At 69.5% G+C, this 22,879-nt stretch carries 26 protein-coding genes; 8 read left to right on the plus strand and 18 right to left on the minus strand.

What is annotated here, in order from left to right:
* Window positions 1-53: 53 nt before the first annotated feature.
* Complete coding sequence (locus BN984_RS12695; protein WP_049968372.1) at window positions 54-1,175, minus strand: bactofilin family protein; 1,122 nt, start codon at window positions 1,173-1,175, stop codon at window positions 54-56.
* A 194-nt stretch (window positions 1,176-1,369) separates the two neighbouring features.
* Here BN984_RS12695 and BN984_RS12700 point away from each other — a divergent pair, with 194 nt between their 5' ends.
* Together BN984_RS12700 and BN984_RS12705 are read left to right on the plus strand one after the other, a co-directional pair.
* Entirely contained in the window at window positions 1,370-2,344 is a 975-nt protein-coding gene (locus BN984_RS12700; protein ID WP_008092948.1) for an aldo/keto reductase, read from the plus strand.
* Between the two features lie 43 nt (window positions 2,345-2,387).
* Complete coding sequence (locus BN984_RS12705; protein ID WP_049968373.1) at window positions 2,388-2,882, plus strand: hypothetical protein; 495 nt, start codon at window positions 2,388-2,390, stop codon at window positions 2,880-2,882.
* Here BN984_RS12705 and BN984_RS12710 read toward each other — a convergent pair.
* Genes BN984_RS12710 through BN984_RS12720 form a run of 3 tightly spaced genes read right to left on the minus strand, consistent with a single transcriptional unit; the run spans window position 2,858 to window position 5,861 of the window.
* On the minus strand, window positions 2,858-4,075 hold the full coding sequence (locus BN984_RS12710; RefSeq protein WP_008092951.1) for an MFS transporter: 1,218 nt from the start codon (window positions 4,073-4,075) through the stop codon (window positions 2,858-2,860). The genes BN984_RS12705 and BN984_RS12710 overlap by 25 nt on opposite strands.
* 56 nt (window positions 4,076-4,131) lie before the next feature.
* Entirely contained in the window at window positions 4,132-5,193 is a 1,062-nt protein-coding gene (locus tag BN984_RS12715; protein WP_049968374.1) for an iron transporter, read from the minus strand.
* Window positions 5,190-5,861, minus strand: a complete 672-nt coding sequence (locus BN984_RS12720) for an SCO family protein (RefSeq protein ID WP_049968375.1) — start codon at window positions 5,859-5,861, stop codon at window positions 5,190-5,192. Before BN984_RS12720 ends, BN984_RS12715 begins: the two co-directional genes overlap by 4 nt.
* 144 nt (window positions 5,862-6,005) lie before the next feature.
* Between BN984_RS12720 and BN984_RS12725 the strand changes: the two genes are divergently transcribed.
* Complete coding sequence (locus BN984_RS12725; RefSeq protein WP_049968376.1) at window positions 6,006-7,304, plus strand: DUF7405 family protein; 1,299 nt, start codon at window positions 6,006-6,008, stop codon at window positions 7,302-7,304.
* Between the two features lie 39 nt (window positions 7,305-7,343).
* Here BN984_RS12725 and BN984_RS12730 read toward each other — a convergent pair whose 3' ends face one another.
* From BN984_RS12730 to BN984_RS12740, 3 genes are all read right to left on the minus strand, one after another.
* Entirely contained in the window at window positions 7,344-8,036 is a 693-nt protein-coding gene (locus BN984_RS12730; RefSeq protein WP_008092959.1) for a cytochrome c biogenesis CcdA family protein, read from the minus strand.
* Window positions 8,036-8,611 carry a TlpA family protein disulfide reductase gene (locus tag BN984_RS12735; protein WP_049968377.1) on the minus strand — a complete coding sequence of 192 codons (576 nt, stop codon included), beginning with the start codon at window positions 8,609-8,611 and terminating at the stop codon, window positions 8,036-8,038. Before BN984_RS12735 ends, BN984_RS12730 begins: the two co-directional genes overlap by 1 nt.
* A 133-nt stretch (window positions 8,612-8,744) precedes the next feature.
* Entirely contained in the window at window positions 8,745-9,428 is a 684-nt protein-coding gene (locus BN984_RS12740) for a DsbA family protein (protein ID WP_049968378.1), read from the minus strand.
* Between the two features lie 192 nt (window positions 9,429-9,620).
* Between BN984_RS12740 and BN984_RS12745 the strand changes: the two genes are divergently transcribed.
* Window positions 9,621-9,998, plus strand: a complete 378-nt coding sequence (locus tag BN984_RS12745; protein WP_008092965.1) for a 2Fe-2S iron-sulfur cluster-binding protein — start codon at window positions 9,621-9,623, stop codon at window positions 9,996-9,998.
* Between the two features lie 13 nt (window positions 9,999-10,011).
* Here the strand turns inward: BN984_RS12745 and BN984_RS12750 are convergent, their stop codons facing one another.
* Window positions 10,012-10,587, minus strand: a complete 576-nt coding sequence (locus BN984_RS12750; RefSeq protein WP_049968625.1) for an NUDIX hydrolase — start codon at window positions 10,585-10,587, stop codon at window positions 10,012-10,014.
* 161 nt (window positions 10,588-10,748) lie between these two features.
* Between BN984_RS12750 and BN984_RS12755 the strand changes: the two genes are divergently transcribed.
* On the plus strand, window positions 10,749-10,970 hold the full coding sequence (locus BN984_RS12755) for a hypothetical protein (RefSeq protein ID WP_049968379.1): 222 nt from the start codon (window positions 10,749-10,751) through the stop codon (window positions 10,968-10,970).
* Window positions 10,971-11,005: 35 nt separating this feature from the next.
* Entirely contained in the window at window positions 11,006-11,434 is a 429-nt protein-coding gene (locus tag BN984_RS12760; protein WP_004977322.1) for an RNA-binding protein, read from the plus strand.
* Window positions 11,435-11,476: 42 nt separating this feature from the next.
* Here the strand turns inward: BN984_RS12760 and BN984_RS12765 are convergent, their stop codons facing one another.
* Window positions 11,477-12,040, minus strand: a complete 564-nt coding sequence (locus BN984_RS12765; RefSeq protein ID WP_008092970.1) for a thioredoxin family protein — start codon at window positions 12,038-12,040, stop codon at window positions 11,477-11,479.
* Window positions 12,041-12,121: 81 nt separating this feature from the next.
* The gene (locus tag BN984_RS12770) at window positions 12,122-12,547 is read right to left on the minus strand and encodes an EamA family transporter (protein ID WP_008092972.1); all 426 of its coding nucleotides are present in this window, start codon (window positions 12,545-12,547) and stop codon (window positions 12,122-12,124) included.
* A gap of 197 nt (window positions 12,548-12,744) precedes the next feature.
* On the opposite strand from BN984_RS12770, the gene BN984_RS12775 reads away from it, so the two are divergent.
* Window positions 12,745-12,942 carry a DUF7501 family protein gene (locus BN984_RS12775; protein ID WP_004063678.1) on the plus strand — a complete coding sequence of 66 codons (198 nt, stop codon included), beginning with the start codon at window positions 12,745-12,747 and terminating at the stop codon, window positions 12,940-12,942.
* A 37-nt stretch (window positions 12,943-12,979) separates the two neighbouring features.
* On the opposite strand, the gene BN984_RS12780 is transcribed toward BN984_RS12775, so the two are convergent.
* A complete protein-coding gene (locus BN984_RS12780; protein WP_049968380.1) occupies window positions 12,980-13,426 on the minus strand; it encodes an ester cyclase in 447 nt (148 codons plus the stop codon).
* 153 nt (window positions 13,427-13,579) lie between these two features.
* Between BN984_RS12780 and BN984_RS19785 the strand changes: the two genes are divergently transcribed.
* Complete coding sequence (locus BN984_RS19785) at window positions 13,580-13,732, plus strand: hypothetical protein (RefSeq protein WP_162832765.1); 153 nt, start codon at window positions 13,580-13,582, stop codon at window positions 13,730-13,732.
* Window positions 13,733-13,775: 43 nt separating this feature from the next.
* Here the strand turns inward: BN984_RS19785 and BN984_RS12785 are convergent, their stop codons facing one another.
* From BN984_RS12785 to BN984_RS12815, 7 genes are all read right to left on the minus strand, one after another.
* Window positions 13,776-15,014 (minus strand): MFS transporter, encoded by a 1,239-nt coding sequence (locus BN984_RS12785; RefSeq protein WP_049968381.1) that lies wholly within the window; start codon window positions 15,012-15,014, stop codon window positions 13,776-13,778.
* Between the two features lie 66 nt (window positions 15,015-15,080).
* Entirely contained in the window at window positions 15,081-15,971 is an 891-nt protein-coding gene (locus BN984_RS12790) for a DUF58 domain-containing protein (protein WP_008092978.1), read from the minus strand.
* 7 nt (window positions 15,972-15,978) lie between these two features.
* Window positions 15,979-16,995, minus strand: coding sequence for an AAA family ATPase (locus BN984_RS12795; protein WP_049968382.1), 1,017 nt, complete (start codon window positions 16,993-16,995; stop codon window positions 15,979-15,981).
* Complete coding sequence (locus BN984_RS12800; protein WP_081909198.1) at window positions 16,988-17,947, minus strand: DUF7502 family protein; 960 nt, start codon at window positions 17,945-17,947, stop codon at window positions 16,988-16,990. The genes BN984_RS12795 and BN984_RS12800 overlap by 8 nt, the downstream gene beginning before the upstream one ends.
* The gene (locus BN984_RS12805; RefSeq protein ID WP_008092984.1) at window positions 17,940-18,563 is read right to left on the minus strand and encodes a hypothetical protein; all 624 of its coding nucleotides are present in this window, start codon (window positions 18,561-18,563) and stop codon (window positions 17,940-17,942) included. The genes BN984_RS12800 and BN984_RS12805 overlap by 8 nt, the downstream gene beginning before the upstream one ends.
* A complete protein-coding gene (locus BN984_RS12810) occupies window positions 18,560-21,016 on the minus strand; it encodes a VWA domain-containing protein (RefSeq protein ID WP_081909199.1) in 2,457 nt (818 codons plus the stop codon). Before BN984_RS12810 ends, BN984_RS12805 begins: the two co-directional genes overlap by 4 nt.
* On the minus strand, window positions 21,016-22,812 hold the full coding sequence (locus BN984_RS12815) for a vWA domain-containing protein (RefSeq protein ID WP_049968383.1): 1,797 nt from the start codon (window positions 22,810-22,812) through the stop codon (window positions 21,016-21,018). The genes BN984_RS12810 and BN984_RS12815 overlap by 1 nt, the downstream gene beginning before the upstream one ends.
* Between the last annotated feature and the right edge of the window lie 67 nt (window positions 22,813-22,879).

Raw genomic sequence — 22,879 nt, forward strand, 5'->3', positions numbered from 1 at the left:
CAGAACAGACCATAATAATTGTTCGTCCGGGTTGGGCAGGGGCGGCCGAGCCGTCAGGCCATCGGCGAGCCTTCTTGGGGGCCCTCACCGGGGGCGCTCACGCCCTCGTCACCGTCGTCGCCGGACTCCCCGCGGAGCGCCAGCGCGAACGCGCCGAGACCCACGAGGAGGACGACGAACTCGAGGACGCCCCCCAGGGGGACGAAGTCGAGGACGGCGAGGACGAACAGGCCGGCGAACAGCGCGGCCCAGCGGTTGTCGTAGTCCGCGAGCGACAGGAGCCACGTCCCGAGGACGAGCGCCCCGTAGATGCCCGCGACCCAGAGGGCGAGCAGGAAGCCGACCCCGCCGGCCAGCGAGAGCGGGATGCCCACGATGGTCAACAGCAGGAGCAGCAGGACGATGGGTATCGCGACGATGGCGAGGAGGCCGACGCCGCCGCTCCGCACGGCCTTCTTCGTCCCGAGGCCCGTCACGCGGCGGGCGAAGTCGGGAGCGACGAGGACGATAATCGCGCCGAGGACGAAGTTGGCGAGCAGCCAGTAGCCCGAGACCACCCAGCCGGGGATGACCGGGGCTTCGAACTGGCCGAACTGGAACGCCGCGCCGGCGACGACGGGACTGGCGACCACGAGGTCGTCGACCTGTCGCACGCCGCCGTCGACGACGGCCGCGGAGTCGATGCTGGCGGTCGCCGCGTCGTATTCGAGCGAGCCGCCGACCCGAGCGGTCGGGCCGACAGCGAACTCGTCGGCCCCGACGCGGACGTTACCGGCGACCGCGCCGTCGAGCTGGACGGTGCCGCCGGCGGCGTCTAACGACCCGCCGATGTCGGCGGTGTCGCGGACGAACACCGCGCCGCCCGCGAGGCTCACGTCGCCGCCGACGGTCCCTTCGAGGGTCGCGGAGCCCGCGACGCCGTCGAGGTTCCCGTCGACGGTTCCGGTCTCAGTCAGGAGGACGGTCCCGGCGGTCGCCGACACGTCGCCGGTCACCGTCCCGGCGATGACGACCGTGCCGCCGACCGCGTCGAGGTCGCCGTCGACGGTCTCGCCTTCGCCGACGACGACGGCCCCGCCGGCCGCCGGGCCTTGCTGTGCGGCCGCGACGCCCGCGAGCGACCCCACCACGAGGAGGCTCAGGAGGACCGCGACCAGTTGTTTCGTTGTGAACATCGGAATCACCGAGGCAACGCCTCGGATGAATGATACGACTCGCAGCGGCATAAATCGAGAGAGACGGTTTCAAACCCCGAGAAACGGCCGTTTTACCTGAATCTCGTGAGTCGACGACCGGACGAGAAGGGGGCGTCCCCCACCGCGGCTACCGCTTGGTCCATCTTTTTGCCGACTCGCGGGGATGTTTCGGCATGGAGTACACGACGCTCGGAGACACCGGCATGGAGGTCTCCCGCATCTGTCTCGGCTGTATGAGCTTCGGCACCCCGGAGTGGCGCGAGTGGGTCTTAGAGGAGGAGGCGGGCCTCGAACTGGTCGACCGCGCCATCGAACTCGGTATCAACTTCTTCGACACCGCGAACATGTACTCGAACGGGGAGTCCGAGCGCGTCCTCGGGAAGGCGCTGGAGGGCCGCCGAGACGAGGCCGTCGTCGCCTCGAAGGTGTACTTCCAGATGGACGAGGACGACCCGAACTCCGGCGGTCTCTCGCGGAAGGCCATCGAGCAGGAACTCGACAACTCGCTGGAACGCCTCGGGATGGACAGCCTCGACCTGCTGCAGATTCACCGCTACGACGACGACACGCCCATCGAGACGACGATGCGCGCGCTCGACGACGCGGTCCGCCGCGGGAAGACGCGCTACGTCGGCGCGTCGTCGATGTGGGCCCACCAGTTCGCCGAGGCGCAGTACACCGCCGACTCGCTCGGGTTGGACCGCTTCGCCACGATGCAGAACCACTACAACCTGCTCTACCGCGAGGAGGAACGCGAGATGCTCCCCCTCTGCGAGAAGCAGGGCGTCGGCGTCATGCCGTGGTCGCCGCTCGCCCGCGGCTACCTCACCCGCCCCCACGAGGAGTTCGAGGCGACGACCCGCGGTCGGACCGACGAGCACGCCAAGGGCCACCCGTACTTCGAGGGCGGCGGCCGCGAGGTGAACGAGCGCGTCGAGGAACTCGCCGACGAGAAGGGCGTCAAGATGGCGCAACTCGCGCTCTCGTGGGTGCTCCACAAGGACTGGGTCGACGCGCCCATCGTCGGCACGAGCAGTATCGAACACCTCGAAGACGCGGTCGAGGCCCTCGACATCAAGCTCTCGGGCTCCGACATCGACTACCTCGAAGAACCCTACCAGCCGGTCCGCGTCTCCGGACACGACTAGGTCCAAGGGAAACAGCCTTCAGCGCCCGCCGAGAGCGTCGGTTGTGTACCGGACACTCGCTCGAATCGCCCGCGACGAGCCGGAGACGGCGATTCTCGGCGTCGAGTCGCTCTTCGCGGCCGGCGTCCTCCTCGGCGTCGCGCTGACGCTCGTCTCGCCGCTCGCGTCGTCGCTACCGCTGGCCGACGTCGGCTTCGGGCTCGCGGCCGCCGCGACGCTCCTGCTGACGGCCGTCTCGCTTCTGGCCGCGTCGCGGCGAATCACCCTCCTTCTCACCGGCCGCGGCGGCCTGCGAATCGAGACGTTCTGGCGGCTCCTCGAACTGATGCTCGCGTTTCTCGTCGCCGGCATCGTCGCGTTCGCCGTCCAACTCGGCGAGTTCGCGGCGACCGTCCCCGACCCGCGGGGCGGCGGCGTCTTCGTCGGCCTGTTCTTGGCGTTCGTCCTCGCGGGCGTCGGCCTCGCCGTCGTCGTCTGCCTCCGCGGGATGTGGCTCGTCGTGAACGCAGAACTTCAGTCGGCGCTCGACGGGGTCTGAGTCGCGTCGATGCCGTCGAGCCGCTTCACCGCCCGGAGCGCGACGAGCGCGATGGCAACCTCGGCGAAGCCGACGACGAGGAACGACGGGAGGTAGCCGACCACGTCGGCGACGACGCCCCCGACGAGGAAGCCGGCGAGGAAGCCGAGGCTCCCGAAGACGTTGAACCCGCCGAGGGCCGCCCCGCGCTCGCCCGACTCGGCGAGGTCGGTCACGAGCGCCATCGTCGCGGGCGCGACGAGCGCGCCGAAGACGCCGACGACGACCATCAGGCCGGCCGCGAGTTCGAAGACCGGTGCGAGCCCGACGGCGATGATGGCCACCCCGTAGAGCATCGACCCCGCGACGACGGGGACGAACCGGCCGACGCGGTCGGACAGCGACCCGAGGGGGTACTGCAGGAGCGCGAAGGGGACGAAAAAGAGCGCCAGCACCCCGCCCGCGACGGCGGCGCTCACGCCGAACACCTCGCGGAAGTAGTACACTCCGACGAGGGCGAAGAAGCCGGCCGTCATGCGGTCGATGAAGCCGAAGGCATAGGGGACTGCGAACGCCGGGCGCGCGGCCAGTTTCTTGAGGACGACGCCGACGCCCACGCGGGTCGAATCGGGCGTCCGGTCGGTGACGGTCGTGACGAGCAGCGCGACGGCGGTGAGCGACGCGGCGGACGCGTACAGCGGCGCGAGCGGGTCGATGGTAGTGAGTTGGCCGCCGACGACCGAGCCGAGCGCCGCGCCGAGACCGATGGCGATGCCCGCCGCGCCCATGTTCCGTCCGTTGCCCCCCGAGAGGTCCGCGAGCATCGTAATCGACAGCGAGAACGCCCCGATTGTCATCGCGCCGCCGACGAAGCGGACTGCGAGAACTGCTCCGAACGTCGCGTCGAGCCACGGGAGCGTGGCGAGCGCGAGGAGCGCGACGTAGCTGGCCGCGCCGCCGACCGCGCCCGCGACGATGAGCCACGTCCGCCGACCGAGGGCGTCCGAGAGCGCGCCCCAGACGCTGGAGAAGGCGACGAACGAGGCGAACTCCGCGACGAGAAACAGCATCCCGGCCGAGAGGTCGTACTCCCCCTGTCCGCCGCCGAGTGCGGTCACGAGGTCGGAGACGCCCGGGTAGAGGAGCACCTGCGAGACGAGGACGCCCCAGACGGCGAGGGCGAGTGTCGCTCGTTCGCGGCGCGTCGAGTCCATACGGGGTCGGTCGGTCCGGACGAAAATAGCCCTGTCCTTGTTCGACTCGGTTGCCGTTACCCGAGGCGGACGGGGTCGAATTCGAGAAAGGCCGTCTCGTATCCCTCGTGGCGGGCGACCTGCGGCGGCACGTCCACCGCGAGGTCCGCGGTCGCGTCGTCGCCGGCGAGCCCCGGAACCGTCGCGCCGTAGTGGAAGCCGAGGTCGGCGTCGAGGCCGGGTTCGAGTCGACCGTCGAAGCGGGTCGACCCGCCGGACGCGACGGTCCCGGTGAGCCCCAGTCGCGGGACGAGAAGGCGGTTGTAGGGCGTCTGCGGGGAGACGGCCAGATACGGGTCGTCGCCGAAACGGTCGGCGTCGAGGACGGTGCCGACGAGTCGGAGACTGCCCGTCGTCGCCGACCCGAGCGCCGTCCCCGGAAGCGTCTCAGGGGCGCGGCCGAGCGGAAGCCCGTCCATCTCCATCGGCTTGACCGCGCCGGGGTCGCCCTGCTGGTCGTCGAGCATCGTGTACTGGATGTCGTCGCGGTCGCGGGCGCTGTACTCGAAGTCGAGCGTCGCGGTCGCGGGGGAGTCGAACCGCCCGTCGAGGTCGCCGAACAGGCGCAGCGAGGGCGCGCCCACGTCCACCGTCACCTCGTAGGTCCCGTCGCCGTCGAGGCCGAAGTTCGAGCCGTAGTGAAAGCCCATCCGCTGGGAGAGCATCGCGTAGACGACCTCCTCGCTCACGAGGTCGCCGCCGCGGGCGATTTCGAGCGAGAGACCGGTATCGGGGACGACGACGCCCGTCTCGGCGTCCCAGACGGCGGCCATGAGATGTACGTCGTCGCCGGCCTCGACCGAGATTTTCGACGTGCCGAAGCCGTCGCCCTCGTCGGACATCACCCAGAACCGGTGCGGATAGCTGTAGAAGACCCCCACCCGGAGGCCGCCGGCGTCCGCGCTCCCGACCATGCGCATCCCCTCGGTGTGGGTCGGGACGTACACCTCGTCGGGGCGGTTCGAGACGACTGGCGGTTCGTTCGACGTGTAGAGTCGACCGAGTTCGGCGAGACAGCCGGAGAGCCCGGCGGTTGCGACGGTCCCGCTCGCCGCGAGAAACCGACGCCGGCTCGTCATGCCTCCCGGAGCGCGGTGAGGTCGTCGATGAGCGTCTGTTCGTCCGGTTGGTTGCCGCGGTAGGTCCGCTCGACGTAGCCGTCGCCGTTGACGAGCGAGACGAGTCCGAGGTGGGTGAACATGTAGTTGCCCTCGTCGTTCGGCTCGTTCTTCTGGAAGAAGACGCCGAACTGGTCTTCGACGACCGACTTCGCCTCGGACTCGTCGGCGGGCCGGAGGAAGTGCCAGTTGCCCGCGTCCATGTCCACGTTCATCTGGTCGGCCTCCGCGCGGAAGGCGTCGGCGTCGTCGCGGGCGGGGTCGAACGTGATGGGGTAGAACGACACCTCGTCGGCGTAGCCCTCGCTGACCGAGTGAATCTGGACCTCGCGGAGCGCGCTGATGAGGACCGGACAGACGGTCATGCAGTTGGTGAAAAAGTACGTGTGGAAGTGCGGCACGTCGATGTCGCGCACGGACACCTCGGCCCCCGCGATGGGGTCCGAGAGCGTCACGTCGGGGACCTGCTGGCCCCACGCCGGGTAGGGGAGGTCCTCACTGGACACGTCGTTCTCGCGGTCGGGCTTCGACAGCGAGACGTTCGGATTGGCGTCGCCGCCGCCGAGACAGCCAGCGAGACCGAGCGCCGCGCCCGCCCCCGCGGCGCGGAGATACGTTCGTCGTTTCATTACCCTCGCTAGCGGCCCGGTACTCAAATGCCGTTTGGTGTGCGTTTCGAACGCCAGCGCGCGTGTTCTCGTTCCGCACGACCGCGGCGAAATCTTCGACGCACACACCAGAACGGACTTCCCCGCGAGGTCCTTAGCCGAGGTATGTTCGACGGGTCTGCGTCCCGCCGGGAGTTCCTGAAGGCCGCGGTCGCCGCCGGCGGCGCGGCGGCGCTCTCCGCCTGCCTCGACAGGGCACCGGACGACCCCGTCCCGGCGGGGACCGACGCGTTCGAGACGCTCCCGAGCAGACAGCACGCGTGGAACGAGTTCTGCCGGGCTGACGACCACGGCAACGTCGAGATGCCTCGGCATCAGGTGCTTCTCTACCTCGACCTCGCTGGCGAGGGACCGCCCGCCGAGACCGACCGCGAGACCGTCGAGAACGCCTTCCGCGTCCTCGACCGCGCCTACGAGCGGCGCCACGAGGGAGTCATCTGGTCGGTTGCCTACTCCCCGCGGTACTTCGACCGCTTCGACGACCCGCTCCCGGCGAGTGTGGACCTGCCCGAACCGCGGGCGCTGTCGCCCTTCGAGACGCCCGAGTTCGACCGGCAGGACGCGCTCGTCCACCTCGCGTCCGACCGCGCCGACGCGGTCCTCGAAGCCGAGCAGGCGCTCCTCGGCGAGGTCGACGAGGCCAACGGCATCGCCGTCGACGCCGACCTCTCGGGGGTCTTCTCGGTCGCCTCCAGACGGACGGGCTTCGTCGGGGCCGGCCTCCCGGCAGAACACCAGTCCGACCTGAACGGCATCCCCGACGGGAACCCCGTCCCCGAGGAGTCGCCGCTGTTCATGGGGTTCAAAGCCGGCTTCGCCAAGAATCAGGCCACCGAGGAGTACGTCACCATCGACGACGGGCCGTTCGCGGGCGCGACCACGAAGCACGTGGCGAACGTCCGCCAGCGCCTCTCGGACTGGTACGACGAGGAAGACCGCTACCACCGGGTCATGAAGCTATTTTCGCCGGAACACGCCGAACAGGGACTCGTCGAGGGCGTCGGCGACAACCTCGGCGACGAAAGCGGCATCGACGCGATGCTCGACAGCCTCCGCGACGACGCCTTCGAATTCGGCCACGTCGGCCACGCCCAGAAGGCCGCCCGCGCCAACCGCGACGACGAGGGCAACGTCAGACTGCTCCGTCGGCACTTCGAGTCGGCCGACGACGGAGTGGCGAGCCTGCACTTCCCGTCGCTCCAGCGCGGCATCTCCGAGTTCGAGGCGGTCCGCGAGGCGATGAACGGCACCGACCTGACCGACGTGCCGACCGTCCGCCAGCGCGTCAACAACGGGATTTTAGAGTACATCTTCGTCAAGCGCCGCGGCAACTTCCTCGTGCCGCCGCGGGAGATTCGGTCGCTGCCGACGCCGACCGGCGAGGTTCCGGGGCTGGACGACTGAGGCGAGCGCCCCCGGTTACGTGTTCAGCCAGTCGCGCCCTCAGACGTGTCCCAAGAACGACAGCGCCAGCCAAATCTGCCAGAGACCGGCGAGCACCATCGCGACCGCGGCGACCTTCTGAATCCATCCGACGTAACCCGAAAACAGACGGGCGAGTCCGTCGCCGAGCGCGGCCGCGACGGTGACGACCGCCAGCGGGAGCGCCGCGGCGGCGGCGTAGGCTCCGAGCGAGACGACCGCCTGCGGGGTCGGGAGCGCGAGCGATTGCGTGACGACGCCGAGAAAAATCGGGACGACGCAGCCGGCCGCCGCGAGGCCGTACACCCCGCCGAAGACGGCGAAGCCGGTCACGGACGACCGGTACTCCGGGAGGACGACGTGGAGGCTCGGCGCGCGACCGGTGAACATGAGGACGCCGAAGCAGACGAGCGCCGCGCCGACGAGCGGTTCGAGGAGTGCGAGGTGCGAGGCGATGCGGCCGCCGACGACGGCGAGCGCGCTCCCGATAGCGCCGAGAACGACCAGCGCGGCGAGCGATGCGACCGACCCGCGGACGGCCGCACCGCCGAGGTCGGCCTCCTCGCGGGAGAGATAGTAGCCGACGTAGCCCGGGAGAAGCGGGTAGGCGCAGGGCGCGAAGAAGGTGGCGACGCCCGCGCTGACGGCGAACGCGAGCGTGCCGGCGAATCCGGGGTCGAGTCCCAGCACGGGACCGAGACCGAACCCGGGCATCAGGCGACGTCCTCGACGGCGGCGCGGAGGTTCTCCTCGCTGGCGAGGCCGCGGTGCGTCCACGCTATCGAGCCGTCGGCGTCGAAGACGACGAGGTACGGGAGGCCGTTCGCGCGGACCGCGCGCATCAGGTTGCTGTCGGGGTCGTGGCCGACCGTCCAGTTGCCGTCGTGTTCGGCCCACCACGCGCGGATGTCGTCCATCGTGAGGCCGCCACCGAGGCGCTCGTTCGTCACCGAGACGAACGCCACGTCGTCGCCGAACTCCTCGTGGAGCGTCCGAAGCGACTCCATCTGGGCGACGCAGGGCGCACACCACGTCGCGAAGAGGTCGAGGACGGTCGGCGTCCCGTCCGCCGGGATTCGAGCCTCGCCGGCCGACGACCCCTGCGCCTCCACGGTGTCGACGACGAGCGGGAGGTCGCCGGACCCGGACGACGCGCTCTCCGAAGTCGTTCCGGCGGTCGTCTCGGCCGTCTCAGTCGCCTCCGCGGGTGCGGACCCGTCGCCGAGACAGCCAGCGAGGCCGGCGACACCCGCGCCCGCGAGAAGAGAGAGGAGGGCGCGTCGTCTCACCGGTCGTCACCTCGTCGGCGTCGGCGGAGCGGTCGCGTCGCGTGCATAACTGTGGCTAGTGAATCTCGCCCTAAAGCATCGCTGGTGTCGTGCGCGAATCCCGCGCGAGAGGTGGTGTGGGCGTCGAATCCGATTACCGGGCGTTCTCGACGGCGCTCTGGAGGTCGGACCACCGCGGCGCGACCTGCTCGCCGTCGACGAGGACGGTCGGCGTCCCCTGGAATCCGCGCTCGTCGACGGCTTCGGTCCGCTCGGCCTCGACGAGCGGGCGGTAACGCTCCCGGGAGGCGGCCGCGGCGACCGAACAGCCGTCGAGGTCGGCGTCGTCCGCGAGCGACCGGAGCGTCGAGAGCGAGCCCTCGGCGTCGCCGCCGCCGAACTCCGATTGGTTCTCGTAGAGCGTGTGGGCGAAGTCGAAGAAGGTCTCGTCGTCGGCCTCGTCCTGGACGGCGCGGGCCGCCGAAGCGCCCTTCCACGACCACCAGTCGTCGACCGGAATCGGGAAGTCGTGGTGGCGGTAGCGGACGACGCCCTCCGAGACGTACTCGGACCGGAGTTGCGGGGCGACGTCGACCGCGAACGTCGCGCAGTGAGGGCAGGCGAAGTCCTCCCAGACGTCGACGACGACGCTCGCGTCCTCGGCCCCGATAACGGGCGTGGGGAGCGAATCGACCGTGTCGCGCGCGGGGACCTCGCAACCGATGGCGGCGACGGCTTCGTCGCCGGAACCGCCGCTTCCGCCGCCGAGACAGCCGGCGGTTCCCAGCGTCAGCGCACCCGCCGTGGCGGCGAGGTACGCGCGTCGTGTGTTGCGCATGGTCGGATTCGGGGACGGACGAACTTAGATTCTCCGAGGCGAATCGGGGAGTTTCGGACGCCATTGCCGCTTTTCGTGGTTCGGTTCGGGAACCGCGGCGGCGCGGCGGTGGACGGTCGGCGGCCCTTTGCCGGCCCTCCCCGTCGCCGCTCGAACGACACCGCTTAAGCCTCGCGTGGCGTCACCCAACACGTGCCAACCGTCCACTTTCGCGGCCGGGAAATCGCGTGCGACCGCGGGGACGTGCTCCGTGACGTGCTTCGAGCGGCCGGCGAGCCGCCGCACAACGGTCACTCGTCCTGGTTCAACTGCCGCGGCGGGGGCTCGTGTGGCACCTGCGCCGTCCGGGTTCGCGGCCCCGTGACCTATCGGACGAAAAAGGAGCGCCGCCGGCTCCGGTTCCCACCGCACGACTCCGACTCGGGGCTCCGACTCGCGTGCCAGACGGTCGTCCTCGGCGACCTCTGGGTGGAGAAGTACCCCGGGTTCTGGGGCCAACGCGTCGAAGCCGACGAGAGCGAAACAGGAGCTGTGCAGGACGCGGAAGACGCGCAGGAACCGACCGACTGAGCCGGCGGCCCGGTCAGTCGCCGGCGACGTGGTCGTACCACGACAGTAGGTCGTCGCGGTCGCGGGTGTCTGGCGGGAGCTCCGAGACGCGGAACCACTGCGCGGCCGAGATTTCCTCGTCGGGGTCGTTCACGCTGAGCTCCGCGGCCTCGTCGGCGCGGGCGCGGTAGACGGGCATCACGCCCCACGTCTGGTGGCCGTCGCAGCGGATGTCGACGCGGGTGGCCATCGCGAGGCCGCCGTAGTCGGCGGTGATACCGGCCTCCTCGGCGAGTTCGCGCCGGGCGGCCTCGGTGAACCCCTCGTCGCCGTCGACGCCGCCGCCGGGGAGGACCCAGAGGTCGACGCCCTCGTGGCGGACGAGCAGTATCTCGTCGTCGCGGCGGCGGACGACGGTGTGGACGCCGTAGGGCGTCCCCGTGGACTTCACGCGGGCGGCGAGCGTGCGAAACCGCGGGCGGGAGACGCGGCGGGTGTGGACCGGTTCGAGGTAGTCGGCGTCGGCGTGGCTCCGGCGCAGGCGGTGGTACGCCTGCTCGGCGCGCTGTCGCGCCTCGTCGGCGAGGAACCACAGGTCGTCGACCGTCATCGGCGCGCGACCGGCGGTCGATGTGCGAGCGGGCGACTCGGCATAGCTCACGGTTCGGCGCGGCTCCACAAATCGGCTTCGACACGCGCCGTCGCGAGGTGGAGCCGGCGAGTTCGCGGCCAATCATCGCCCTTTTATCCGGTGACGCGGAACCTGTGCGTATGAGCTTCGAGAAAGACGACAAGGTCGTTCTGCACGACAAGCACAGCGAGTTCGACGGCGAGACCGGTACGGTCACGCAGGTCATCGAGAGCATGTTCGGCGAGCCGACCTACACCATCAGCTTCGACGAGGGCCAGGAGGTCGGCATCGCGCAGGACCAGCTCGAAGCCGCCGACGCCGACGACGAAGCCGACGAAGCCGACGAAGCCGACGAAGAGTAAGCGACCGACACCGACCGACGCCTCTTAGACCCACTATGCCACGCGTTCCGTTCCACTACATCGACCTCCGAACGTTCTGTTACGAGACGGAAGACGAAAAACGGGTCGAGGAGGCGCTGCGGACGTTCCTCCCCGACGAGTTCGATGTCGACCGCGTCGAGAGCACCGGCCACCACGGCGACCGCATCATCGTCTTCTCCGCGCGCGTCGAGCGCGCCAACGACGTGCGGCACGTCCTCGCCAAGATTCGCGACCTCCCCGACTTCGAGACGCTCCTCGACGAACTCGACCAGCGCGTCACGGACAACACGGAGTTCTTCCTGCGGTTGGACAAACAGGCCGCGTTCAAGGGCGAGGCCCGCCGCGGCGGCGGGCTCACCCTCCGCGCGAAAGTCGAGGCCTACCCGGCGAAGAAAGAAGCCGCGGTGGAGAACGCCCGGGAAGCCCTCCTCGGCGACGAGTAGGGCCGTCCGCCAGTCGTTCGAACCGGTTCCGAGTGCGCTATTTTACTGGTCTTTCCACTTGATGGAACAGCCCTGCGAGGGGGACTCCTCGACGGGGATGTCGTCGCCGGCGAGGAGCGCCTCGACGGCCGTGCGCATCTCGTAGTCGGTCACCTCGTCGTCGGGACTCATCGCGTCGTCGATGCGGGAGTGGAACGCGAGTTCGAAGCCGTCGCCGGTGTTCTCGAAGAGGAACGGGTCGGGCGTGCAGACCGCGCCGTACTCGGCGGCGACCACCTGCGACTCGTCGCGGAGGTAGGCGGTGTACCCAATCGTGCCGTCCTCGACGAGTTCCTGCATCTTCTCGAAGGAGTCTTCGGGGCGGTCCTCGGCGTCGTTCGGGTTGATGCCGACGACCGCGAGGTCGTCGTCGGCGCTCGCGAGGTGGTTCAGTTCCTCGAACTTCGCCTTCGCGTACGGACAGTGGTTACAGGTGAAGACGACGAGGAGCGCGTCGTAGTCGGCGAACGACGAGAGGGAGTACGTCTCGCCGTCGGTGCCGGGGAGTTCGAAGTCGGGTGCGGCGTCGCCGCGTTCGAGTTCGGAGTCGGATTCCAGGAGTACCATGTCAGCGCGTTGGCTCGCGAGCATCAAAAGCGGTTGGCCCGCGGCAGTTCCGCGTCGCCTTCATCGGCTCCGTGACGCCCCTCAGTCGATGGAGACGAGGGCGATTGCGAGGACGGCGAAGGCGATACCGGCCGCCTTACGAACCGTCAGCGGCTCGCCGAGCGCGACGATGCCGACGACCGACGAAATCGCGAGGAACATCCCGAAGATGGGGGCGACGATGGAGACGGGGCCGAGCGCGAGCGCCCGGTAGTACGAGAGGATGCCGACCGCGAGACAGGCACCGGCGGCGAGGACGTAGGGGAGTTTCGAACTCACGACCGAGTCCGTGACGCTCTGCCCGGAGACGACGATGACCCCGACGGTTCCCACGACGAGCACGGTGTTGGCGACCAGCGCGGCCACGTCGCTCGGAATCTTCCCCTGTCCCGTCGTCGCCACTTTCATCAGCGGCGCGACGAGGGAGTAGGCCCCGAGCGCGACGACCGCCCACGAGATGTAGTTCACGGATAACACCGAGGTCCGAGTCGTGTATAGGGTTACGATTCGGGGTCGAAACCGCGTGAACGAGCCGGAATAACACGGGGACGGAACCGGAGAACCCAGTTTAGAATCAAGTACAAAATATGGTTCCAAGTAGACGAAGTAGACCATATACAGCCCACGTGCAAATTTTTATCAAGTATTATCGCATATTGGTGTGTATGTCTCAGGAAGTACAACCCTCGGTCATCGCGCACACGTGGGACGACCCGACTCGGTGTCCGTTCTGTCTCGACGAACTGGAGAGCGAAGGAGAGGGGTTCATGGACCACCTCGAAGAGAGCCCCATCTGTCAACAGGGGTTCGGCATGTGGCGCGACGCGGTCGCCGACGACGTTCGCGGCGAGTGGTCCGGATAGGCGTCCAAAAACGGTCGTTTTTCGCGACTCGGTCGGCTCACTCGGGAGCGACGCCGAGTTGCGACAGCATGGTCATGATGTCGGTGCTGTTCCACTCTTCGACGCACAGTCCGCCCTCGTAGCGCGCCTGTACCATACCCCACGTGTCCATCTTGCGGTGGGTCGCGGGGATGTCGCCGCGGGCGCTTCGGAGCGTCCCGTCGTGGGTGCCGGTCAGGTGATACCGTGCGTACACGCTGTCGTCTCGCGCCGCCACGTCGAACAGTTCCACGTGGAAGTCGGAGAAGGCGTCGTGGTACCGCCGCGCCCACTCCTCGACCGCGTCGGTCCCGATGATGCCGTCGGGGTCAGAGAAGGCGTGGACCTCGACCAGCGGGTCGTACTCCTCTCTGATGACCTCGTAGTCGCGTTTGTTCCACAGTTCGTCCGCCACGTGCAGGAACGACGCTCGGTGCTGTTGTTCTTTCTCGGATGTTGCAGCCATTTCTACCACCGCTCGGAGAGACGGCAGACAGCGGCTTAGTTATGGATTCTTGGCATCATGAACGTGGCCGGAGAAGGGAACCGACGGCACCCCCAAGCTCCGTCGACGCCGAAGTGTCAATAGAACTATCGCCGCGGAGACGGAATCGCGGATATGTCCGCTACTGTCTCGCCGATTGCAGTGTTCGTTCCGGCGCTCGCCTTCGGCGGCGCGGGGTTCGCGTTTCTGGGGCCGTTCGGTGCCGGGTTCGGCGCGGTCGTCGGCATCGCGCTCGGGGTGCTCGTGGGTCGAGGGGACGAGTACTGAGCACGAAGCACCGGAGTGACCGCCGCGAGCGAACGCGCCGCCGTCAGTCGCTCGGGGCCGCCTGCGGCCGCCGCGCCGACCCGTCGACCCGGCCGAGGAGCCACCGGGTCAGCCCGAACGAGAGCAGGCCGAGGACCGCCACGACGCCGAAGGTGACGCGCACGCCGGCGAGGTCGATGAGCGCCCCGAACGCCGGGGGCGCGACGGCCCCGCCGAGCGAGATGCCGATGGTGACGACGGCGAAGTTCTTGCCGAGGTCGGCGCGCTCCGAGAGGCGGTCCGCGAGGGTCGACCGCGCCGGCCGGGAGACGCTGATGGTCCCGCTGAAGGGGAGAATCAACACGACGAGCGCGAGCGGGAGCGACCCGCTGGCCAAGAGCGCCGCCAGTCCGGCAAGCGCGGCGTAGCCGCCGAGGGCGACGGTTCCGGGGCCGACGCGGTCGGTGAGCGCGCCGCCGACGAGAATCGTCCCCGCGCCGACGACGAGCATCCCCGAGACGAGGAGGTTCGCCGTCCCCGGCGCGAGGTCGTAGCCGGCGGTGAGCAGTTGCGGCGAGTACGTCCGGATGCACCACGCGGCCGCCGAGGTGAGAAACGAGAGGAGCGCGAGGCCCATCAGCCCCGCCGACGAGAGGAGTGCCGACGCGCCCCGCCGAACGCCCGCGAGCGTGGGGCGAGACGACGGGCGGTCCTCCGCCGCCGGCTTCTTGATTCGCTCGGGGAAGCCGCGGGCGACTGGGAGCGCGACGAGCGCGAACGCCGCGCCGAAGACGGCGATGGCCGCGACGGTCCAGCGCCAGCCGAGCCCGAGCGCGCCGACGCCGGCCGCGATGGCGTACGAGACGGCGAAGCCGAGCGACCCGCCGAGGGCGTGCAGCGAGTACGCCCGCCCGCGGTTCGTCTCCGAGGAGGCGGTCGCCAAAAGCGGGTAGTGCGCGGGGTGGTGGCCCGCGATGCCGACGCCGAGGAGCGCCTGCGAGGCGAGGAGCCACCGGTACGAGGGCGCGAGCGCGGTCGCGACGATTCCCACCGCGCCGACGACGAGCGAGACAGCGAGGACGAGCGTCCGACTCCGCGCGTCCGAGAGGTAGCCGAAGGGGAGTTGCAGGAGCGTCACGACCCCGCCCTGAACGCCGATGGCGAGGCCGACGGCGGCGATACTCACGCCGAAGTCGTCGGCGACGAGGCCGATGACGGGCGCGAGCGCGACGAGGTAGGCGTGGTTGACGACGTGCGAGCCCGCGACGAGGCCGACCACGCGGCGCTCCTGTGTCTCCGTCACACCGGCCAATGGGGGGTGATTCGTGAAAAGCCCGCGGTCCGCGGCGATGTTGGTCCCGGAGTCGGATTAGCCGCGGCCGCGACGTTCCCCGCCGAGGCGCGCGCCGAGCCAGAGGTCGGCGAACGTGTCGAAGAAGTCCGCACCGGTGTCGACGAGTTCGCGCTCGATGCCGAGCGCCTGACACCGCTCGTCCACCGCCGCGAGATGCGATTGGAGTCGGTCCGTGTACTGCCGCGCCGCCGACCCGCCGAAGTAGGTCCGGCGGGTCGCCTCGGACTCGGGGTCCTCGAAGATGGCGTCGCCCGTCGCCTCCGGGCCGAGTTCCTCGGGGGTGAGCACCTGCGCGACGAGCACGTCGTTTCGCGCGAGCGCGGCGAGGCCGGAAGCGACGTCGTCGGGGTCGAAAAGCAGGTCGCTCACGACCACCACGAGCGACCGCGAGCGGATGGTCTCGGCGTAGGTCGAGAGCGCGGCCGTGATGTCGCCGTCGCCGCCGGGCGTCGTCTCGTTGAGACGCTCGACGAGCCGAAGCACCTCGCCGCGGCTCGACGCGTCGGTGTCGATGCGGTCGGGCAGGTCGCCGAGGAGCGAAAAGCGGAAGTCGTTGTTCTCCTCGGCGGTGAGGTGGCAAAAGCCGAGGCCGAGCTTCGCGCCGTACTCGAACTTGTTCGTGTCGCCCTCACCGAAGTCCATCGAGGCCGAGGCGTCGAGGAGGACGTGGACCGTCAGGTTCCGCTCGGCCTCGAACCGCTTGATGAACAGCTCTTCGGTCCGGGCGTACACCTTCCAGTCGATGAGCCGCGGGTCGTCGCCGGCGGCGTACCGCCGGTGGTCGCTGAAGGTGAGCCCCTCGCCCACGTCCGGCGACTCTTGGTCGCCCTGCCGTCGGGCGTTCGAGACGCGCTTCAGCGAGGTGTCGAAGCGGTCGAGTTCGTCGAGGAAGCCGGGGTCTATCATCGGTTCGTCACTCGTTCAACAGCCGCGCAATCACGTCGTCGGGGTCGAGCCCCTCGCGCTCCGCCCGGAAGTCGAGGATGATGCGGTGTCTGATGACCGGCGGGGCCATCTCGACCACGTCCTCCCACGAGACGTGGGTGCGCCCGTGGACGAACGCCCGCGCCTTCGCGGCGAGGACGAGCGCCATGCTCGCGCGGGGACTCGCGCCGAACTCGACCTGGTCGTCTTCGCGGGTCTTGCGGACCAGTTCGATGGTCCGGTCGCGGATGTCGTCGGAGATGGGGACCTGCCGCACGAGCCGTTGGGCCGCCAGCAGGTGGGTCCGCGGCAGGACGCGCTCGACTTCGGGCGACGCGCCGCCCTCGGCGTACTGCTTGACGATGGACCGCTCCTCATCGAACTCGGGGTAACCGACGAGAATCTTCATCAGGAAGCGGTCGGTCTGCGCCTCGGGGAGCGGGTAGGTGCCGCCCTGGTCGATGGGGTTCTGCGTCGCGAGGACGAAGAACGGGTCCGGAAGCTCGTAGGTCTCGCCCGCGGCGGTCACCTGCTTTTCCTGCATGGCTTCGAGGAGCGCGGCCTGCGTCTTCGGCGTCGCCCGGTTTATCTCGTCGGCGAGGACGACGTTGGCGAAGATTGGCCCGCGCTCGAACACGAAGTCCCGACCGTCCGGCGTCTCGCGGATGATTTCGGTGCCCGTGATGTCCGAGGGCATCAGGTCGGGCGTGTTCTGCACCCGCGAGAACTGCAGGTCCGTCGCGTCCGAGAGGGCGCGCACGAGCGTCGTCTTCCCCAGTCCGGGGTTCGATTCGAGCAGCGCGTTGCCGTCGCAGAGGACGCAGACGAGGAGTCGTTCGACCACGTCGTGCTGGCCGATGATGCGCTTTCCGACCTCGTCTTTGACCGCCGCGACGCTCGCCTGGAGGTCCTCGATGCTGAGGTCGTCGTCTGTTTCGACCGCGATATCGCCTTCGGCCGCGGTCTGCTGTCCGTCGTCTCCGAGCCAGTCTCGTTTGTCACTCATCTTCGTTCTCTCGTATCTTCAGGGTGTAGTCGCGAATCAGGTCGGCCTCTTCGAGCGTGTCGTCGGCGAGGTAGCCGGCGCGCTGGCTCTCGACGGCGCTGTCGCCGCCGTAACCGGTCGAGTCGTAAGCCGCGGCCGACGACTCTGGTCCGTCGCCGCTCCCGCCGGTCCCGGCGACGGTAGCGTTCAACTGCTCCGAGCCGGCGTCCACGTCCTCGGGGTCGCCGAGAATCGAGCTCCCGTTCTGGAGCCCCGTCTCCTCGTCGGGTTGGTCGAGGCTGTCGCCCGCCGGCCCGCCGTCGCCGGCGAGCCCCTCGAACTGGATGTCCGAGACGGCGACTTGGATGCTCCCCGCCGAGAGGAGCAAGGCGACGAGCAGCGCGCCGACGATGCGGCGGGTCGGCAGGAGCTCCACCGACGACGACTCCCGCAAGCGGGACAGCACGTCGTCGTAGAGCGCGACCGACATGCGCGAGTCGCGGTTCGGGTTCCCCTCGTCGGCGACGAGGTCGCGGGCGGTCCGGAGCGCCTCGGCGACCGAGGGATTCACCGCCTCGAACTGCTCGACCGGCGGTACCCGCATCAGGATGAGGTACTCCGCGACACCGACGAGGAGGCCCACCGCGAGGGCGATTGGGACGGCGACGTGAACCGAGACGGCCGGGTCGACCCGCGGGAGGAAGCCGAGCGACACCGACGACTGGACGGGCAACGCGACCACTCGGAACGCGATGTTCGCCAACAGCGTCGCGACCGCGGCGTCGACGACGCTGGAGACGATGGCGGCCTTCGCGGCCTCGTGGCGGACCTCGCTGACGGCGTCGGCCATGGCCTCCCGGCGGGTCGCTCCCGATTCCGAGCCGGCGGCCGTGTCGGGTGCGTCTGACGTGTCGGCAGCGTCGGGAACGCCGCTGCCGTCGGTGCCCGGTTCGGGCGGAGGTGATTCAGACACCGCTGCACACCGCCGGTTCGTTGCCGTCTTCGAACTCGGAACAGGCCCGCCGGAGGTCGGCTTCGAGTTCGTCGACCCGGTCTTCGAGGTCGTCGATGTCGGACTGGAGCGTCTCTATCTGGGTCTCCAGTTCGGCGTTCGTCTCCTCCAGTTCCTCGTTATCCGTTTCGAGGTCGTCTATCTGGTTTTCGAGCCGGTTGCGCTGTTCTTCGAGTTCGTCGAGCGTCGCCGTGAGTTCGCTGATACGGTTGCGGGCGTCTCGGAGATTGCTTTCGGTCTCCTGGAGTTCGTTCCGGGTCGACGACAGCTCGCTTTGGGTCGATTCGAGCTGTGACTCCGTGTCTTCGAGATTGTTCGCGACCTGCGAGACGTCGCCGCGGGTGCGTTCGAGACTGCTGTTCAGCTCCTGTAGCTCCGCCCGCGTCGCCGACAAGTTTTGTCGAGTTTGCGAGAGGTCCTGTTCCAGCGCCTCGTTTCGCTCGCGCAGTTGCTCGTTTTGCTGGTCGAGCGAATCGACCGAGTACTGGTAGAACATCGTCGCGCCGACGGTTCCGGCGGTGAGGAGGACGACGACGAGGACGAGACCGAGATTCAGGGACCGACCCAGGGAACTCATATCAGACCACCTTCACTTTGCGTTCGACCCCGATACACTTGAAGACGCCGGACGAGCACCTCGGCGAGGTAGAGGAGGAACGCGGCGGCGACGAACGCGGCCGCCCAGTCGTCGCGGACGGGTTGGACGCCAGCGGCGTTGTCGCGAGCGGAGGCGGCGATTTCGGTCGCGTCTTCGGGGTCGTACATCGTCCCACCGCTGTCGGAGACGGCGGCTTCGAGCGCGGCCGACCGACCGAACCCGGCGTACTCGGCGGGGTAGTTCACCGCGAAGGCGGTGTCGAGCACGTTCCGGTAGCCCGTCTCCGTGGGGACGACCGTCGCCTCGTAGACCCCGGAATCGACCGCCGAGAAGGACAGCCCCTCGACGCCCCGCGGGCGCTCGCCGCCGCGGTAGACGACGGTCGTCGGCTGGTCGACGCGGGTGTCCGCCACCTCGGCGACGCCGGTCGCCTTCCGCTCCGGGTCGCCGATGACGTAGTTCGTGGACTTCGTGAGCAGGAGCGAGTCGGGGCTCTGGAGCAGGCCGTCGAGCGTGCCGTCGCCCGCGTACGTGGTGATGGTGGCGACGCGGCCGAGACCGTAGCGCCACGAGGCGACTGCGGGGGTTCCGTCGTCGGCCGCGACGAGGAAGTTCGCGCCGCTCCTGACCGACACGTCGTTGACGCTGCCGGGGTTCGCGGTCAGTTCGACGCCGGCGGTGACGAAGTCGTTCTGGTCGACGACCGTGAGGCCGTCGCCGGCGTACTGGCGGTTCGACCCGCCGAAGAGGATGCGGAGTCGGTCGGTCTCGTCGGCCCTGAGGTAGTTCCCCCCGGACGCCCGCGCGATGGTTCGGAGGGTCTGTTCGTTCGGGCTCGGCCCGGTCCCGATGGTGATGACGCGGACCCCGTCACGGCCGAGTTGGTCCGCGACCCTCGCGGCGTCCTGGAACCGGTCGTGTCCGTCGCTGATGAGGATAATCGTCCCGCGCCTGTCGCCGAGTTGCTGGGCCGCGCCCTCGAGGCCGACGGAGATGTCGGTCGCGCCGCCGGACTGGAGCCGGCGGATGAGGTCGGCTGTCGACTCGCGGTTCGGCCCGAGCGGGCGGAGCGGCGAGACCTCGTAGGCGCGGTAGTTGAAGCCGACGATGCCGACCTGATTCTCGTCGCCGAGTTGGTCGAGCGCGTCGAGCGCGACCGACTTCTGGACGCGCATGCCGCTTTCCGCGCTACCGGACACGTCGATGGCGAAGACGAGGTTCGTCTGCTGGGACGTGCCCTCGCCGGTCGTGACCGGAAGCATCGACGCGAGGCTCGACCCGTCGTAGCCGCCGTTTTCGAACGAGTTGCGCCCGCCGACGGTCAGGAGACCGCCGCCGTCGATGACGAACCGCTGGAGCGAGTCGGTGTTGCCAACGTCCTCGGCGCGGATGTCCTGCAAGACGACGGCGTGGTACGACGAGAGGTCCGCGGGGACGGTCTCGGCGGTCTCCACGTCGTACAGCTCCGAGAGGTAGTCGCGGAACGGGTAGTCCCCCCGGGAGACGTACAGCACCCGCGGCGGCTCGACCACGCGGACCGTCTTGCGGAACACGTCGTTCGTCTGGAAGCGGTCGTCGCTCTCGATGCGAGCGGTGACGCGGTGGGTCCCGGTGGTCTCGAACGTCTGGGAGAACTCGACGCCGCCGGTGGTGTTGACCACCTCGCGGGCGACTTCCTCGCCGTCGACATCCACGACGAGTTCGACGGTCGCGCCCTCGGCGCCCTCGGGAACGACCCCGTCGACCTGCGCGAGGAACGCGTTCTCGACGCCGACGCTGGTCTTCGACGGGCCGCTGACGGCGACGTAGTGTTCGGCCTCGGTCGGTTCGAGCGCGACCGCGCTCACGGTCGCGTTGAGGTCGCGGGCGAGCGTCGTCGCGGACGCGAGACTCCGCCCCGAGGTGACCCGCCCGTCCGAGACGAGGACGACCGTCCCGTCCGGTCTGAGGTTGGCCGCGACGGCGTCGCCGATGGGCGACTCCTCGCCGCGGGCGACCGTCGAGGTCGTGACGGGGACGCCCTCCGCTTCGATGTCCGCCGCGAGCTGCGACGCCACGTCCTCGGTGACGGCCGCGCTGTCGGAGTCGTCGACGAGGAGCGTCACCTGCGGGTCGCCGTCGGTCATCCGGGTCGTGATAGTGTACGGCCCCGCAGCCGCGACGACCAAGAGAACGACGACGAGGAACCGGGACGCGAACAGGAGTCGCCGGGAGCGCCCGCCGGCCGTCCCGTCGGCCCCGCGGAAGATGAGCGCCCACGCGAGGAGCGCGGCCACGGGGAGCGCGACGAGGAACAGGGGGCGCTGGATGCCGAGCGTCCGTCCGGCGGCCTCGACCGTCCACGCGAGGGGCGTCGTCGCGGCGGCGGGAGTCGTGGCGGCGACGGCGTCGAGCGCTGTCAGCGCGGCCGACGCCGAGCCGAACGCCGCCATCAGAGGTCACCCCGCCGGCGCAGGTAGGCCAATTCGAGCATCGTCGCCGCGAGCGCGACTAACGCGGCCCACTCGGTGAGCGGGTCGGGAACACTCCGTTCTTCGACCCGCGTCGGGTAGTCCGAGGGGGCCGACTCGCCATCCAGCGGCGCGGCGACCACGTCGGACTCGGCCTCGCTAAGGAGCGACGCCGCGAACCGCTCGTCGCCGACGCGGTAGAAGCCGGCGTCGGCGAGGCGGACCTCCGGGCCGGTCGCCTCGCCCGCGGGCGTCTCGACGGTCTGGTTCGCGCCCGCCGCGAGCGACCCGCCGGTCGCCCGGTTCAGCTCGGAGAGCGTCGAGCGCCCGGCGAGGTAGAACACCGAGCGCTTCCAGAACACGGGGTACTGGTAGTTGTACTTGAACGCCGAGCTGTCCTCCATGAAGCCGTAGTAGAGGACGCGGCCGCCCCCGCGGCGCTCGACGGCGACGAGCGAGGTGCCGCCGGTCGTGGTCACGAGCGACTGACCCGACCGGAGGTCGCCGGCAACGTACTCGGTCGGCGGCGGGAAGGTGATGTCGCGGGTTATCTCGTGGCTCTCGACGGTCCCGATGGTCGGGTTCGTCTCGATGCTCGCCTGCGAGACGAGCTGCAGGTCGCCGTAGTTCGGCGACTCCTCTTGTGCCTGAATCGCCACGCCGCCGCCGTCGGCGACGACCTCGCGGCCGGCCTCGACGTTGCCCGAGAGCAGGCGACCGGGGTTGACGTTGCTGTAGATGACCACGTCGTAGTTCGTCGAGACCGCCGTCGGCGGGTTGTCAACGGTCAGCGACACCTCGGGGATGACCGACAGCGCGGTCGTCAGGTAGCGGTTCTCGTCGTTCGTGAGGACGAGCACGTCCACCGAGGCGTCCTCGGGGGCCGCGACGTACAGCGCGTCGTCGGTCGGGAAGGCGTCGCCCGGCGAGAGTTCGGCGCGTCCGCCGCCCGCGGGGACCGGAAGCGTCGCGGTCGTCACGTCGCCGGAGTCCATCCGGACCTCCCGTGTGACGCCGGCGAGAGAGAGCGTCCGAGTCGCCGCCGAGTCGCCGTAGTTCTTCACTGTCACGGTGACGTTCGTGCCCGAGAAGCGCCGGTCGACGATGCCGACGTTGCCCTGTCCGCCGCCCGCGAACTGCCGGAGTTCGACCACGAGGCCGCGGGCGCGGGCCTCGCGGACCGCGTCGCTCCACGGCGAGTCGTCGGCGAAGTCGCTCAGGACGACGACGCGGGCGTCCTCGCCGGCGATGGAGGCGGCGGCGGTAATCGCGGAGCGGAGGTCGCCGGGTGCCGCGCTCGCGCGCAGGCCGTCGAGGGCGGCGCGGGCGTCGGTCGCGCTCCCCCGGCGGAGCACCACGTTCGCGTTCGACCCCGCCGCGACGACTGAGGTCGTGCCGGAGATCTCGTCTCGCGCCGCCGCGAGGGCGCTGTCGAATCGAGTCCCGCCGCCGTCGCGGACGCCCATGCTCGCGGTCGTGTCCACGACGAGGACGGTCTCTTGGACCGTCTCCGACTCGGGAACCATCACGTACGGCGTCGCCAGCGAGCCGACGAGCGCGACGAGCGCGAGCAGCTGGATGAGGAGGAGCAGGCTCCGGAGCAGGCGGTCGAAGATCGGGTTCGACGCGTTTCGTCCCGCCGAGTCCGCGAGGAACCGGAAGGTCGGGAGGGTGCGCCGGACCGGTTCCGGCCGCAGCAGATAGAGGATGACGAGGGGGACCGCCCCCAAGAGGGCGATCAACCCGAGGGGAAACAAGAAGAACTCGTCGAGGGCCATGCCCGACCCGTGGCGCGCCTCCGGTATGGCTGTTTCCCTATTTGTTGACACGTTCCGAAATATCGAC

The sequence above is a fragment of the Haloferax prahovense genome (assembly GCF_000723845.1).
Classification (GTDB): Archaea; Halobacteriota; Halobacteria; order Halobacteriales; family Haloferacaceae; genus Haloferax; species Haloferax prahovense.